At 63.6% G+C, this 14,520-nt stretch carries 15 protein-coding genes; 3 read left to right on the top strand and 12 right to left on the bottom strand.

Annotated elements, in window-relative coordinates; genetic code table 11:
* Positions 1–186 precede the first annotated feature (186 nt).
* On the top strand, positions 187–384 hold the full coding sequence (locus GGD66_RS20785) for a hypothetical protein (RefSeq protein WP_143109136.1): 198 nt from the start codon (positions 187–189) through the stop codon (positions 382–384).
* Positions 385–415: 31 nt separating this feature from the next.
* On the opposite strand, the gene GGD66_RS20780 is transcribed toward GGD66_RS20785, so the two are convergent.
* From GGD66_RS20780 to GGD66_RS20735, 10 genes are all read right to left on the bottom strand, one after another.
* Positions 416–1,417: a formate dehydrogenase subunit gamma gene (locus GGD66_RS20780; protein ID WP_183258848.1), complete on the bottom strand. Its 1,002-nt coding sequence runs from the start codon at positions 1,415–1,417 to the stop codon at positions 416–418.
* Positions 1,418–1,456: 39 nt separating this feature from the next.
* Positions 1,457–2,053: a formate dehydrogenase FDH3 subunit beta gene (fdh3B, locus tag GGD66_RS20775; protein ID WP_018316106.1), complete on the bottom strand. Its 597-nt coding sequence runs from the start codon at positions 2,051–2,053 to the stop codon at positions 1,457–1,459.
* Positions 2,054–2,065: 12 nt separating this feature from the next.
* A complete protein-coding gene (locus tag GGD66_RS20770; protein ID WP_183258847.1) occupies positions 2,066–5,008 on the bottom strand; it encodes a formate dehydrogenase subunit alpha in 2,943 nt (980 codons plus the stop codon).
* A gap of 14 nt (positions 5,009–5,022) precedes the next feature.
* Positions 5,023–5,232 carry a twin-arginine translocation signal domain-containing protein gene (locus tag GGD66_RS20765; protein WP_026201605.1) on the bottom strand — a complete coding sequence of 70 codons (210 nt, stop codon included), beginning with the start codon at positions 5,230–5,232 and terminating at the stop codon, positions 5,023–5,025.
* Positions 5,233–5,261: 29 nt separating this feature from the next.
* Positions 5,262–6,041 (bottom strand): molecular chaperone TorD family protein, encoded by a 780-nt coding sequence (locus GGD66_RS20760; RefSeq protein WP_183258846.1) that lies wholly within the window; start codon positions 6,039–6,041, stop codon positions 5,262–5,264.
* 137 nt (positions 6,042–6,178) lie between these two features.
* Positions 6,179–6,814, bottom strand: coding sequence for a DUF3306 domain-containing protein (locus GGD66_RS20755; protein ID WP_018316103.1), 636 nt, complete (start codon positions 6,812–6,814; stop codon positions 6,179–6,181).
* Entirely contained in the window at positions 6,811–7,326 is a 516-nt protein-coding gene (locus GGD66_RS20750) for a DUF3305 domain-containing protein (RefSeq protein ID WP_183258845.1), read from the bottom strand. The genes GGD66_RS20755 and GGD66_RS20750 overlap by 4 nt, the downstream gene beginning before the upstream one ends.
* A complete protein-coding gene (locus GGD66_RS20745) occupies positions 7,323–8,330 on the bottom strand; it encodes a DUF6352 family protein (protein ID WP_183258844.1) in 1,008 nt (335 codons plus the stop codon). The genes GGD66_RS20750 and GGD66_RS20745 overlap by 4 nt, the downstream gene beginning before the upstream one ends.
* On the bottom strand, positions 8,327–8,866 hold the full coding sequence (locus GGD66_RS20740; RefSeq protein WP_183258843.1) for a DUF6505 family protein: 540 nt from the start codon (positions 8,864–8,866) through the stop codon (positions 8,327–8,329). The genes GGD66_RS20745 and GGD66_RS20740 overlap by 4 nt, the downstream gene beginning before the upstream one ends.
* Entirely contained in the window at positions 8,863–9,549 is a 687-nt protein-coding gene (locus GGD66_RS20735; protein WP_312014152.1) for a biotin/lipoate--protein ligase family protein, read from the bottom strand. The genes GGD66_RS20740 and GGD66_RS20735 overlap by 4 nt, the downstream gene beginning before the upstream one ends.
* A gap of 218 nt (positions 9,550–9,767) precedes the next feature.
* On the opposite strand from GGD66_RS20735, the gene GGD66_RS20730 reads away from it, so the two are divergent.
* Positions 9,768–11,738: a 4Fe-4S binding protein gene (locus tag GGD66_RS20730; protein ID WP_183258842.1), complete on the top strand. Its 1,971-nt coding sequence runs from the start codon at positions 9,768–9,770 to the stop codon at positions 11,736–11,738.
* Positions 11,739–11,790: 52 nt separating this feature from the next.
* A complete protein-coding gene (locus GGD66_RS20725; protein ID WP_038970411.1) occupies positions 11,791–12,090 on the top strand; it encodes a hypothetical protein in 300 nt (99 codons plus the stop codon).
* A 7-nt stretch (positions 12,091–12,097) separates the two neighbouring features.
* Here the strand turns inward: GGD66_RS20725 and GGD66_RS20720 are convergent, their stop codons facing one another.
* Positions 12,098–13,387 (bottom strand): c-type cytochrome, encoded by a 1,290-nt coding sequence (locus GGD66_RS20720; RefSeq protein WP_177237461.1) that lies wholly within the window; start codon positions 13,385–13,387, stop codon positions 12,098–12,100.
* Between the two features lie 524 nt (positions 13,388–13,911).
* Entirely contained in the window at positions 13,912–14,289 is a 378-nt protein-coding gene (locus tag GGD66_RS20715; RefSeq protein WP_177237460.1) for a hypothetical protein, read from the bottom strand.
* Between the last annotated feature and the right edge of the window lie 231 nt (positions 14,290–14,520).

The raw sequence follows: 14,520 nt of genomic DNA, 5'->3' as shown, positions 1-14,520 counted from the left end.
GACAGCGCCGAACGTATTCGTGCGAGTCTGATCCAGCTCTTCCCGTTTCCTCGCTTCGTACTTCCGGCTTCGTTGGACGAGACGCGTCGATGACTTCGGAACCGCTAGCTGTGAAGTGGCTCACATTGCGTAAGACAATATACGTGTATCCGTTGTGCTGGGTGGACATGGCAGACGGAGATGCGCATGAAACGCCTCATGCTCTCGCTCATTGCAGCCTTGCTTCTCGCCGGAGCGGCCAGCAGCATGCTCAGATCGCACGCACTGTTCGATCAGAACGGCATGCCATCCATCCAAGAACTGCAGACGGGTCAGGCGAACAAGCTCCCTGAACAGGAGATGCAAGACCGTTCGATCTTGTTTGCGAAAGAACCGGCGCAATAGAGCGAACCACCCGCTTTCGCGGCTGTCCGTCTTACTCTGCCGCCTCGGTTGCGGGTCGTGACTGTCCGTCGTCGGGCCCCGCTCGTGCCGTCTCCTGGTCGAACCAGAGGCTATGGTGCTCGCGCGCCCAGTTAACGTCGACCTCGCCTGAGCCCATCGCCTCGAACGCACCTTCCATTCCGATCGTGCCAATATAGATGTGCCCGATCATCGCAGCGACAAACAGTACGGCCACAATGGAGTGGACGATCTGGGCCATCTGCATGGCCTCGATCCCGGTCATATAGAACGGGAACATGAGCGCGTACCCGGTGATTGCAACCAAGCCGCCGCCGATCACGACGATCCAGTAGATCATCTTCTGGCCGGCATTGAAGCGATAGGCCGGCGGATGATCGAGACCGATCAGGCCGCCGCCGCGCCTCGCCCAATCGACATCCACCTTGTTCGGGATATTGCCGCCGATCCACATCAGGAAGATCAGGACGACGCCGATGGTGAAGGGGAAGCTCAGATAGTTGTGGGCGTACTTGGCCCATTGCGACCATTCGGAGAAAGCTTCGAAGCCGATCAGCGGCAGCAGCAATGGCCGGCCGAACGTGATGTTCAGCCCGGAAATGGCCAGGACAATGAAGCAACTCGCGGTCATCCAGTGCACGAAGCGTTCAAACATGTTGAAGCGCACGATGGTGCGGCCCGACCGTCCGGCTTCGAGACGTACCATCCCGACGGAGAGATAGAAGATCACGATGATCGCGATCATGCCAAGGATGGCAACGCCCCCGACCCAGCGCAATGTCACGTTGCGGAACTCACGCCATTCCCGCCCCTGCGGCTGCTCGAGAACGCCCGACCGCTGATCGGGAATGCTGACGCGCCCCTGGATCCGGTTGAGCTCCTGCAAAAGCTGCTGCTCCTTGACCGCACTCGCGGTCGGATTGACCTGCTGAGCAGTTGCGGGCGCCGCCATGACCAAGAGGAGCAGCGCGCACGCGCCGAAAGCCAGGCGAATGATCCTTTCAATTGACGCCATCACGTCCTCCCGGTGTTGTGCGCCCTTCGGTTGTCCATTTCAGGACTCGATCGTCTCGCGATACGCGGTCTTCCAGCCCCACGCGCCCGAGCCGTAGCCGCGCTTCAAGACGCGCTCCTTGTAGATCTGGGCGATGATCTCGCCGTCGCCCGCAAGCAACGACTTGGTCGAGCACATTTCGGCACACAGCGGCAGCTTGCCCTCGGCGAGGCGGTTCGCGCCGTACTTCTCGTATTCCTCCTTGCTTCCGTCGGCCTCCGGGCCGCCGGCGCAGTAGGTGCATTTGTCCATCTTGCCGCGCGAGCCGAAGTTTCCGACCTTCGGATATTGCGGCGCGCCGAACGGACAAGCGTAGAAGCAATACCCGCAGCCGATGCAGAGATCCTTGGAATGCAGCACCACGCCATCGGCGGTGGTGTAGAAGCAGTTCACCGGGCACACCGCCGCGCAGGGCGCGTCGGTGCAATGCATGCAGGCCATCGAGATCGAGCGCTCGCCCGGCTTGCCGTCATTGATGGTGACCACGCGGCGCCGGTTGATGCCCCAGGGCACCTCATGCTCGTTCTTGCAAGCGGTGACGCAGGCATTGCATTCGATGCAACGGTCGGCGTCGCAGAGGAATTTCATACGTGCCATCGTCGTTGCTCCTTATGCCGCCGCGATCTGGCAAAGCGTGACCTTGGGCTCCTGCATGCCGGTCGCGGGATCGTATCCGTAGGTGGTGATGGTGTTCGCGCTTTCGCCAAGAACGATCGGATCGGTCCCTTTCGGGTAGGCGCTGCGAAGATCCTTGCCTCCCAGCCAGCCTCCGAAATGGAAAGGCATCCAGGCGACGCCCTTGCCGACGCGCTCAGTGACGAGCGCCTTCATCCTCGCCCTGGAATTGTTCTCGGCGCCCGTGACCCAGACCCAGCCGCCATCCTTGACACCGCGATCGGCAGCATCGGCCGGATTGATCTCGATGAACATGTCCTGCTGCAGTTCGGCAAGCCACGGATTGGTCCGCGTCTCCTCGCCACCGCCCTCATACTCGACCAGACGGCCCGAGGAGAGGATGAGCGGGAACTGCTTGGCAATCCCCTTTTCCACGGCAGCCTTCTGCACCGAGAAGCCGATATTGGGCATGCGGAACTGCTTGGCATCGGGCAGCGTCGGATATTTCTCGACGAGGTCGACGCGTGGCGTGTAGATCGGCTCGCGATGGACCGGAATCGGATCAGGCAGGCCGAATGCGTTCATGCGAGCCTTGCCATTGCCATAAGGCACGCAGCCGTGCTTGAGCGCGACCCGCTGGATGCCCCCTGAGAGATCGAGCGACCACGACACCGAATCCGGATTGGTCGGATTGACCTTCATGATCGTGGCCATCTCCGTTTCGGTGAGATCGGTGTCCCAGCCGAGCTTCTTCAGGCTCGCCAGCGTGAATTCGGGATAGCCGTCCTGGATCTCGGAATCCTTGGAATAGGATTTGTCGGCCAGCATGCTGACCTTGCGCGTGGTTCCGTCCGGCAGCTTCTCCTCGCGCTCGATACCGAACCGTGGTCGGAACGTGCCGCCGCCGTCCATCACCGCGAGATTGGTGTTGTAGAGCAGCGGCGTGCCGGGATGCCTGACTTCCGGCGAGCCCCAGCACGGCCACGGCAGGCCGTAATAATCGCCGCCGACTTCGGGATCGTCCTTCGGCGCGCGCATCGTCAGCATGTCGAACTTTGCCTGGTTCTTCATGTGCGCCTTGAGCCGCTCCGGCGACTGGCCGCAATAGCCGGTCGACCAGCTGCCGCGGTTCATCTCGCGCAGCACGTCTTCTGCTTCAGGCAGGTTGTTCTCGACCTTGATCTTCTTGAACATCTGGTCGGCGAAGCCGAGCTTCTTGGCCATGAGATAGATGACCTCGAGATCATCCTTGGATTCGAAGATCGGCTTCACGATCTGCTCGCCCCATTGCAGCGAGCGGTTCGAGGCGACGCGAGATCCCTTGCACTCGAATTGCGTGGCCACCGGAAGAATGTAGATGCCGTCCTTGCGGCCAGCCTCCACCGCCAGCGACGCCCAGGTCGTGGGATGCGGGTCGGCAATGACAAGCAGGTCCAGCGCCTTCAGGCCCTTGAGAGACTCCGGAATGCGGGTGATGCTGTTGCTGGCGTGTCCCTGAACGAACACGGCCCGCACGTTGTCCTTCTGAGCGACTTGATCTTTCGGCAGCGTCACCGCCTCGAACCAGCGGGTCAGCGGAATGCCGGGAGTTTCCATGATCTGCTTGGAATCAAAGCGCGACTTCAGGAACTCGTAGTCGACTTCCCAGACCCGCGACCAGTGCTTCCAGGCGCCTTCTGCAAGGCCGTAGTAGAACGGCAGCGTCACGATATCGAGCCCGACATCGGTCGCGCCCTGCACGTTATCGTGGCCGCGGAAGATGTTGGCGCCCATGCCCGGTCCGCCGACATTGCCGGTCATGAGCAGCAGGATGCAGCTCGCCCGCACATTGGCGGTGCCGACGGTCTTCTGGGTCTGGCCCATGGCCCAGATCAGCGTCGACGGCTTCTCGGTGGCGAACATCTTTGCCACCCGCTTGAGCTGTTCGCCGGGAATGCCGGTGACGCGCTCGACCTCTTGCGGATTCCATTTCTCCACTTCCTTGCGGAGATCGTCGAAGCCGTAGACGCGCTGCTTGATGAATTCCTTGTCCTCCCAGCCGTTCTGGAGGATGTGCCACATGATGCCATAGAGCACGGGAATGTCGGTACCCGGACGCATCCGCACGTATTCCGTCGCGTGCGCGGCGGTGCGCGTCATGCGCGGGTCGATGACGATGAAGTTGGCCTTTTGCAGCTCCTTGCCCTCGAGCAAATGCTGCAACGAAACCGGATGCGCCTCGGCCGGATTGCCACCCATGATCATCTGGGTCTTGGCATTGCGAATATCGTTGTAGCTGTTCGTCATCGCACCGTAGCCCCAGGTGTTGGCGACGCCGGTGACGGTGGTGGAATGGCAGATGCGTGCCTGATGATCGGTGTTGTTGGTGCCCCAGAACGCCCCGAGCTTGCGGAACAGATACGAGCCTTCATTGGTCATCTTGGCCGAGCCGAGCCAATAGACGGAATCCGGCCCCGATTTTTCGCGAACCTCGAAGATCTTGTCGCCGATCTCGTTGATCGCGGTGTCCCAGGAGACGCGCGTCCATTGCCCATTCACGAGCTTCATCGGATAGCGCAGACGCCGCTCGCTGTGCACCAGCTCGCGCACCGAAGCGCCCTTCGCGCAATGAGATCCGCGATTGATGGGGGACTCCCAGCTCGGCTCCTGGCCAATCCAAACCCCGTTCAATACCTCCGCGGTCACGGTGCATCCGACCGAGCAATGCGTGCAGATGCTCTTCTTGACGGCGGCGCCGGCGGTCAGCGGACCCGTCACGGCCGCTTCCGCCTTGCGCACGCCTGAAACCGGCAGGGTGCCGAGGGCTGCGAGCGCGCCACCCGCAAGACCGGACCGGCGCAGGAAGGTACGGCGATCGAGACCGGTGGTCTGGCTTGCAAGGGTGTTCGCGACAGAACCGCGGCGATTGGAATTCTGGTGGGTTCGCTTGATAAGCACGGGCGGCCTCCCTCTCAAGTCGGGTAGCGATTGACGCGGTAATAGGCCTTCACGTGGTCGGATTCCTTGTAGCGCGCCTTGCGCTTCTCATCGTTGTTCTCGCTGTCCGCTTGCGCGGAGCCGACCAGCGGCGTCGCGAGCGTCGCGCCCGCGCCGACCGTACCGATGCCGACCTTGCGCAAGAAATCGCGGCGTCCGACCTTGGCTTTGGTTTCTTCACTCATCGCATCTCTCCCGGACCGACGCGCGTCGATCAGTTGGCGAATGTGAATGCTTCCGTCTCGATCCCGATGAAGGTGCGACCGAGCGCGCCGACCGCCCGATAGAAACGGGCGTTCCCGGCACTCTCGATGTCGGCGAACAGCCGCGCCATCCAGGGCGACACATGTTTTTCGAAGAAGGCGCGCTGGGCATCGGGCGAGACGCCGAAGCGTCCGTCGGCAAGGCCCGACATGATCTCGCACAGGATGGCGGCGGAATCCTCAGGTTCGGAGTTGTTGGCAACCCGCTCGATGCCGAGCCCCGCCAGATCCGCACGCAGGCGCGACAATGGCCGTTCGTTGAGGAAGCCAGTGAGGTAATAGGAGGCGTAGGGCAGCAATTCGCCGCGGCCGAGCCCGACGAACAGGTCGAAATATTCGCGCTCGACTTTCGCCGCGACAGCGCTTGAGGCCGCCTCAGCCAGCGCAACATGCGCGCGCCCGAGCGGCGTCGCGTCGCCCGTCAACATGGAAAGCTGGTCGAGCAATCGTCGCGACGGCGGCGCAGACAGCAGCATTGCCAGCAGCGCGTATTCCAGCGCCCGCGCAGCATCGACGGGATCGACGAGCTCTGAGGAAACGGCTTGTTCGCTGTAGAGGTCGGGCCGCAGGTCGTTGCGAGGAACGCCGGTGGCGGTTTCGACCGCAATCACCCGTTGTGCGGGCACGCGCGTCCAGTTCGAGACGGACGGCTGGCTGATGCCGATTTTGCGCGCAAGCTGGGCGATGCCGCCCGCGGCATCGATCGCACGATCAAGCCCGTCATCACGCACGTGGACCTCCCATCCAAGAGTCCCGTCTGCTTGATTTTTGCTTTTCTAACAAAGCACTAGGAAGAAGCGTAATCCCGGTTCCACGAACCGTCAATCGCCCGCCCATAGCCCAAGCCTATAGTCTTTGGTCGTGCTGCTCAGTGCGGCAGTGCACCACCGTGCGTACGCGGCCTGACGGGCTCGGCAAAATCCGCAGGTCTGTCCGCCACCGTCAGTTGCGCTGCAGCAGGGATCGCTGGGCATTCCGCCTCGATCGGGGGCTCGACGACGTCGGATACGGCTGTCGAATCGGCTTGATGCAAATGCGCTGAAGAATCCGCAGTTTCAATCGACGCCTCGGGGAGGGATCGGACTGCCTCACGCACCCCGCCGACGATGCGATCGACGAGTGCGGCCAGTTCCTCCGAAGAGCAATCGAGCGGCCCAAAACCCGGCATCGCGGTCGGATCGTTGAAGTCCCACGCATTCTCCGCGAGCCCGATGAAGTCGCGAATGGCGGGATCGGCCGCCCAGGCGCGGCGAAGGGCCGCACGGCTCAACTCCTGCGGAATACCCTTGCGCAGGAACGCGGTGACGTCGGTCGCAGCGTTGATCTCGTCGATCGATGGCAGGCTTGAGAGGTCGAACTCGCTCTCGCCGTCCTTCGCGACGTCCTTTGCACCATCCTTGGCCTCGGGCGGCGGCGCGGGCTGCGCCTCGGCAGGCTTAGCCGGCTCCGGTCGCGACTCGCGCTTGCGGCGGGACCAACGCGCAAGGAACTCTTCCTCGCTCATTCCTGTCCGCCTTCATGTTCGCGCCGGGCGAGCGCCTCGGGGTCAGCCCGGCGCCGCTTGCGCTTGACGAACTCCCGCTCGACATGGTGCTCGACAACGAAGCTTTCAATCACCTCCCGCAGCACCTCCGGCATCGGCACCGCCTCGACGAGATTGTCGGCAGCCTCGGTAAAGCTCTCGCCTTCCGCGGGATCGGCGGTAACGGTCGTGACGACATAGGGCCAGGCGCCTTCCGAGGGCGACAGCACAATCCAGATGCTCGGACTGCCGGAGGCGAGATTGTCGCGATAGCGCGCAGTCTCGGACGGATAAAGATCCACGGTCGCGCTTCCGGCATAGAACAGCGTCGTGCCGTCCTGCTCGCGAAGCACGGTCCAGGGTCTCGTGGCGGGCTCGTCCGGCAGGATGGCGACGCCACGCCAGATGAAATCGACCCAAGGAGAGTCGGCCTTGCGCCGCTCCACCACGACACCGACCGGAATCGACAGCAATGGCAGCGCCGCGGGGCTCATGTCACCATCTCCAGACGTTTGACCGGCAAGCCTGTCAGCAGATTCTGGGGCTTCATGCGCAGTTTTTGATCCGCCGACATCGACAGGATCAGGTAGACCGGCTCGTCCTCGACATCGTCGAGCGCGAGCGCTGAATCGACAAAGGTGAGGCGGAACAGCGCGAGCACACGGTCGGCGCTGGGCCCGTCGAGCTCCTCGCCGTGCCAGAGACGATCACCGAGCCTTGTGGCATCGGCATCGAGCCCGACATACCAGGTGAGCTTTGCGTCCTGCAGTGCGCGCAGCGGTTCGATCGTGACGTCCAGACCGAGCAGATGAGAGAGCCAGCGCCTCATCACCTGCGCCAGGGCAGTCGGCCCCATACCGTCGGCCGTGAGGTCGAAGGCCATGTCGAACTGGTCGCTGCGCTGCCAATAGGCAGCAACATTCTCCGCGTTCAAGACATCGACCACCGCATCGGTCGTGGCGCCCAGCATCGACATCAGCGAGAGCACCGGAGTTGGGCTAATTCCGCCGACGATCTCCTCGTCGCCGAGCAGCAGGGCCTGCTCATGCGGCAGAATCCGCTGGGCCCGGAAGAACAGTTCGGCCGCGCGCAGCACGAACGGATCGTCGCAACCGTCGAGCGCATTGCGCAGGATGACGTGCACGAGCTGATTGACGAACAGCGGCGGCAGATCGTTCGCGCCTGCGCGCACCGTTGCAAGATAAGCGGCTTCGAGCGTCGGATGCCGCAACAGGAGATCGCGAAAGGCCAGCACGAACTGCCAGTTCTCCCGGGCGTCGGGGTCGGCAATACCGGCGATTTCGCCGGCGCTGACCGGTTGGCGCGGATCGGAGAGCAATTCCCGGTGCAGCCGGCGTTCGACCTGACACGCATCCTCCGGCGGCATCAGCTCGGGACGGGCAAAATAGGCCTTGAGGAATTCGTCGGTAACGCGGAGCCCACCGCCCTCGTCGCGATCGAGCAGATGATGGCCGCAGGCAATCCAGAAATCGTTCATCTGGCGGTTGGCCTCCGGCCCAGATCCACAAGCTTGAGATTGCCGTCAGGCTCGATGTCGTCCTCCAATTCCATGAACGAGAACGCCTTGCCGTGCCCCTGCCCTTCGCGCAGTTGCAGTCGGCGGAAGGACTCGCGAACCTCGCCGTCGCTTACGGCCCGGTGCACCGCAACAAGGGAGCTGATCGGATGGCTGCAGAGCGACTGCGAAAACGCTACCTCCTCCTCTGCGGCGCTCTTCGCGGCCGCCATATCCGGCGCGCCGAAACGATCGACCAGTTGCCCGGCAAGGAGATCGACCAGGCTGCGGTAATCGTCCTCGGTGGCCGGAACGATCTGCGCCAGCGTCGACCAGCCCCAGGATTGCACCCCGAGGAAACCGCCGCGGAAAGCCGCGCGCGCCTTTCCCTCGAGCATCGCAGCATCGCAATCCCAAAAGCGGAAAACGCCGGAGACAGCCCATTCGCCCGGCTCCGCCGCCACGTCGAACACGAATGTGTCGGAAGGATCGAGCGCGATGGTACGCAGGAGCTTCACAGCCGCGGCCCCCCGAGTGCCGGATCGAGCCAGGATGGGGTCGCGAGCGCCTGAACGAGGTCGCCACGCTCGATCGCGCCGATCCCGATCCGGCGCGTGAGGAGATCGCCGCGATCATCGATGCGCTGAACGGTCTGCCGCTCGCGCGGCATGCGGGACAGATATTCGCGCGCGACGCCGTCAAAACCGTCGGCCTGCCAGCCATCGAATGCCAGCATCAGGTGCCGGGCAAAGCTCTCTGTGATCTGCGCCGCGCCGGCCTCACCAAAGCCTTCCAGGTCGAGCGCCGAGGCGAGCGGATGAACACCAGGCTCGTCGTCATTCATGGCAATCGTCCGGATCATCGCGCCGAACACCAGCCACGGCGACGGCTCCTCCTCAACGGCCGCGAGAGGCCACCCCATGCGGCCGCCGCCGACCAGACCTCCGTCGATCCAGACGGCGTCCGGCCAGCCGATCGCGATCGACTTGCTCGGCGGCGCGTAGGCGCGCAGGGCATCAGTGAGCGCGACCATGCTGGCGTAGAACGCGCGTCGCGCGCTGCGCAGCGGCTCAGCCGGCTCGAGCACCACGGCGAACTCCGCCAGGTCAAAGCGCCCAACGTAGACGAGCGTGCCGGCGCCACTCTCCGGTGCAATGCGGCATGCTTGGGCAAAAGCGTCGCCACTCTCGCGCAACCGCACCAATGTGAACGGCGGCGGCAGATGGATCGGTTCCGCCACGGAAACGTGGCTGACAGGGGTCGACGTCAGGCCGTCCTCCGCTTTCCTTTTCTTCCCGATGAATAATGTCTATACGAGGCGAAGGGTCGGCGCGAGTCCGTCGTCGGCGCCCGAATGGCGGAGGGGTCAACCTGGAACAGCCATCGAAGACCGTCCTGGCCTGCTCGTGCGAAGACACGATGCGTCTTGACGTGGCCACGATCCGGCGAGGATGCCCCAACAGCGAGATCAGAGGCTTTCGCCATCTCTGCGGGCCCGAGCTCGATCATTTCCGTAACGCGGCCGCCGCTGGTGGCGCGCTGACGGTGGCTTGCACGCAGCAGGCGGCGCAGTTTGCTGAGGAGGCCGGCGAACGGCCTGATGCGATCAGCTTCGTCAACATTCGCGAAACGGCCGGATGGTCGCGAGACGGCGCACGGACCGGTGCGAAAATGGCCGCCCTGCTCGCTTCCGCCTCCATCCCGGCCCCCGACTATCCGCTGGTCACCCTGTCGAGCGACGGCGTGATCCTGATCTATGGGCGCGACGAAGCCGCGATCGAGGCCGGCCGGCTGCTTGCGGATCACCTCGACGTCACGGTCATGCTGAAGCAGATCAGTGACACCGTGCCGCAGGCGGCAACGGTCTTCCCGATCGTGAGGGGCACCATCCGCTCCGCAAAAGGGCACTTTGGCGCCTTCGAGCTCACGATCGACGACTATGCCAGGCCCCGCCCCTCCTCGCGCGATCGCTTCATGCTTGACGCTCCCCGAAACGGAGTGACGTCGCACTGCGATATCGTGCTGGACCTTTCGGGCGGAATGCCACTGTTTCCCGCACACGACCTGCGCGATGGGTATCTCCGCGCCGACCCGAACGATCCCGCCGCGGTGCTGCGTGCCGTGCTCGCCGCACGCGATCTCGTCGGCAGCTTCGACAAGCCGAAATATGTCGACGTTACGCCCGGTCTTTGCGCCCATTCGCGCTCGAAGCGCACGGGGTGCCATCGCTGCCTCGATCTCTGCCCGACCGGCGCAATCACGCCCGCCGGCGATCATGTCGCTGTTGACCCGAACATCTGCGCGGGCTGTGGGCAATGCGCCGCCGCCTGCCCGACCGGCGCTGCATCTTACACGTTGCCGCCTGCCGATACGCAGCTTCAACGAATTCGCGCCATGCTGCTCGCCTACCACGAAGCCGGCGGCGCCAACGCGGTGCTGCTGTTCCATGACGGCCCGCACGGCACACCGCTCATCGATGCTCTGGCACGACATGGCGACGGTCTTCCGGCGAACGTGCTTCCCTTTGTCGTCAACGAACTCACGCAGGTCGGGCTGGAAGCGATCGTCGGCGCATTCGCTTATGGCGTAACAGCCGTGCGCTTCCTGCTGCGCGCAAAGCCGCGCCACGATGTGACCGGACTATCGCAGACGATCGGCATTGCCGATGCGATCCTTGGCGGTCTCGGATTTGAGGGCCAGCGCGTCGCCACGATCGAGACCGACGACCCTGACGGGCTCGGCGGCCATCTGACCGGCATCGGCACGCTTGCGGCGGTTGCAACACCGGCGACCTTCAAGACCGTCGGCAAGCGGCGCGACCTCCTGCGCTTCGGCCTCAGCGAGCTGCATCGCCTTGCGCCAAAGCCGGTGGACGTGATTGCGCTGCCGCAGGGCGCACCAGTCGGCGCGATCAGCGTCGACACGGGCGGCTGCACGCTGTGTCTCTCGTGTGTCTCCGCCTGCCCGACCGGCGCGCTGCGCGACGACCCCGAGCGGCCCGTGCTGAAATTCATCGAGGATGCCTGCGTGCAGTGCGGCCTGTGCCAGACCACCTGTCCGGAAAAGGTCATCACGCTCAAGCCGCAGATCGATTTCCGCGCCGCCCGCGCACCCGCCGCGGTCATCAAGGAAGAGGAGCCCGCGCTCTGTGTCCGCTGCGGCACGGCCTTTGGCGTCAAAAGCACGATCGACCGGATCGCCGCCAAGCTCGAGGGGCGGCACTGGATGTATCCCGCCGGCGACAAACGGATCGAGGCACTCAGGATGTGCGCCGACTGCCGCGTCATCGTCATGAGCGAGCAGCAGTTCAATCCGTTCAAGGGCGTTCCCGAACGCACGCCACCGCGAACCACGGACGACTACCTACGTCAGCGCGAGGGCAAGGACTAGACAAGACCACCAGACATCTACGCAGGGGCAGGAAACCAGGGGAAGCATCACCATGTCTCGTTTGATCACAGCTCTGTCGACGTGCTTGATCTCCATCGCTTTCGCCGGCGCGGCGGCCGAGGCTGCCGCTCCTCCACTGACCAAGGCACAAAAGGTTGCCGTGAAACAGGCGATCGCCGCCTGCAAAGCCGAGGCCAAGGGCAAGAAGATCGCATGGCTGTCGCGTCGCAAATACGTCAATCACTGCGTCGCGGAAGCGCTCAAAGAGCACCCCAGCATCGACGTCATTCAGATCCTCAAGCAACATCCGGAGATGAGGGATCTTCCGATGGACAATTGGGATTCGATCTGAGAGGCAGCTATCGCGATGTCACGCGGCCAAGGAAATCGGTGAGCGCGCGGCGATCCTCGGGTGAGCCAATGCGCTGCTCCGGCATCTTGGTACCGGGGGTGTAGGCGTTCGGTCCAACCTCGAACAGCTTTGCAACCGTCTCCGGGGTCCAGACGATGTCCATCGTCTTCAGGGCATCGGAGAAGCGGTAGCCCGGCAGCGATGCGATCTTACGGCCAAACAATCCGGCAAGGGTCGGGCCTGCGCGCTGGACCTCCTTGTCCGACAGCGTGTGACAGGCAACACACGCCCGGAATACGTCGGCGCCATGATCGCCGGCATAGGCAGCAAGCGGATCGGCCGGTGAGCCCATCAGACTCGAGCCGACGGGATCACCAGTGCGTGCATTCCACCGCCTGATCTTGCCGTCCGCGCCCCCCGTCATCAGCGTCTCGCGATCCGGAAGAAAGGCAACCGACCACACCGGCAGCCCAGGCCCGACCAGCGTGCGTAGCAGGCTGCGCGACTTGCGATCGATGATCGCCACTGTGCCTCCGATGCTGGCCGCGGCAATCAGCTTGCCGTCGGCCGACATCGCCAAGGCCACCACTGGTGTTGGGCCGGCCGATACCTCGCCGCTGACCTTGCCGTCCATGGTCAGCATCCGCAGCATGCCGTCGACCCCGCCTGTGACGATTTCACCGTCCGGCGCCACGGCCACCACGTTGAGCGGAGCCGGCAACGTCACGACTTCAGGCTGGCCGTCCGACAACCGCCAGATGCGCAACGTAAGGTCATAGCCGGCGCTGACGAGCGACCTCCCGTCCGACGTGAAGGCGACACCGTTGACGTTCTGCGAATGCCCTTCGAGCACGCGCGACACGCCGTCCGACAGCGACCAGAGCCGCACCGTCCGATCCCATGAAGCCGACGCGAGCAGCGCGCCGTCGGGAGAGACCGCGAGTGCGACGATTGGACCGACGTGTCCCTCGAACACCCGGTCCGGCTGCCGCCTGCCCGCCATCCAGACCGCAATTCGTGCATCGGCACCCGCCGTGACCATGCGGCCGTCGCTCAGAAAGGCGACGGCATTGACTGCATCAGCATGATACCGCAGCACCTCCTCCGCTGTCTCCGCCTTTAGCGACCACCGAATGGCGGCTGAGTCGAAGCTGCCGGACAAGAGTCCGTTCCCATCGGGGGAAATAGCAAGAGCCCGCACGGGGCCGCCGTGTCCCGCCATGTCGGCGTGCACGGATGATACGGCAAAGATGGCCCACAAGGCTGCGGCGCCGCCCGCGCAGAAAGGTAGTTTCATTGACCCTCGCCGCGTCACGTTCACGCTCTCAGATTGCCAGAACAGCGGACGGAGGAGAATATCCTAACCGATCTACTTGGCTGGTGCCGTCGTGCTCTTGGACGATCCGTGAGGCGCGGCCTGCATTCCAGGCGGACTCTGACCTTGGGGACTCTCGGCGGGCGCGCCACCCGAACCTGTATTGATTGGGCCCGTCCAGCCTTGCGGCTGTGGTTGACCCTTCTCCTCGGGAGGGCTTGGTGGCGCAGATGAGTTGGTTTGCGCGGGTTGGGCGGAGGCGCTCTGGAAGAAGCAGAGTGCTGCGAAGCACAAGATCGTTGTTGGCAATTTCACGTCGGATCCTCCGGTGCGTGTACTCAACCGGGCAACACGGCCTTCCGTTCCGGAGCGTGCATTGCAATAACCTGACTTCCCGCCTCCTCCGCTTGAACGCCGGTGGTCCGAAGACTAGTCTCTTGCTGGTCACGTCAAGGACGACTGACATGCAGGGGCCAACGCGGCCATTTCTGCGGATGATGGCGCGGCTACGCGCTCTGCGCGCGCTTGATGGGCCGGAAGATCCTATTTCTTGGGAAGCCTCGCCCTTCCTGATCCTCGTTGCCATCGTGCTTGCGCTTCTTCTTGCGATATTGGAAGTCGACCTGAATAGCGCGGCGCTTCGGTCCGTAGGCTTGTTGGGCGATGGATTTTCCATCGATCCCATCTTGAAGAGCCCATAAGATCGCCTGTGCCTTGGTGCGATCAACGAGTTTGCTCGCGGCACGCCGTGTTGTATAAACACCTCGACGTTCGATCGAAGGAGGCTGCGGATGAAGGCTTTTCTTCTTGGCTGCGTCGCGGCCACGGTGATCGCGATTGCGGGAGTGGTGGTCTTGAATCGGGTCCAGGAGCCCGTCGCCCAAGCGTTTGCTACGACCGGGGTGCGTCTCTGAGACACTCAAATCTCGCAGAGCGTTAGGCCCCGTCGGCCGGTGCCATTCTCCACGCTTCTGCGTGCGAAAGACCCCAGGATCGTCTCGGCTTTCGAGACCGTCGGGGCATCCTCTATCGGCAAGACGGCACGCGAGGAGTTCGAGAGCATCGAGCAACACTCGTGCACAGGCCTTGGTGGTTGCGGTGCAAGGTATACTGCG

It is taken from the genome of Bradyrhizobium sp. CIR48, assembly GCF_014198315.1.
Taxonomy (GTDB): Bacteria; Pseudomonadota; Alphaproteobacteria; order Rhizobiales; family Xanthobacteraceae; genus Bradyrhizobium.
Note: the sequence above shows the minus strand (reverse complement) of the source record. Positions and strands in the feature narration are given on the sequence as shown.

Coding starts and splice junctions, on each gene's coding strand:
- GGD66_RS20765 (WP_026201605.1), bottom strand. CDS start 5,232: ATGAGTGAAGAAACCAAAGCCAAGGTCGGACGCCGCGATTTCTTGCGC.
- GGD66_RS20745 (WP_183258844.1), bottom strand. CDS start 8,330: ATGAACGATTTCTGGATTGCCTGCGGCCATCATCTGCTCGATCGCGAC.
- GGD66_RS20780 (WP_183258848.1), bottom strand. CDS start 1,417: ATGGCGTCAATTGAAAGGATCATTCGCCTGGCTTTCGGCGCGTGCGCG.
- GGD66_RS20730 (WP_183258842.1), top strand. CDS start 9,768: ATGCGTCTTGACGTGGCCACGATCCGGCGAGGATGCCCCAACAGCGAG.
- GGD66_RS20720 (WP_177237461.1), bottom strand. CDS start 13,387: ATGAAACTACCTTTCTGCGCGGGCGGCGCCGCAGCCTTGTGGGCCATC.
- GGD66_RS20755 (WP_018316103.1), bottom strand. CDS start 6,814: ATGAGCGAGGAAGAGTTCCTTGCGCGTTGGTCCCGCCGCAAGCGCGAG.
- GGD66_RS20785 (WP_143109136.1), top strand. CDS start 187: ATGAAACGCCTCATGCTCTCGCTCATTGCAGCCTTGCTTCTCGCCGGA.
- GGD66_RS20725 (WP_038970411.1), top strand. CDS start 11,791: ATGTCTCGTTTGATCACAGCTCTGTCGACGTGCTTGATCTCCATCGCT.
- fdh3B (WP_018316106.1), bottom strand. CDS start 2,053: ATGGCACGTATGAAATTCCTCTGCGACGCCGACCGTTGCATCGAATGC.
- GGD66_RS20750 (WP_183258845.1), bottom strand. CDS start 7,326: ATGAGCCCCGCGGCGCTGCCATTGCTGTCGATTCCGGTCGGTGTCGTG.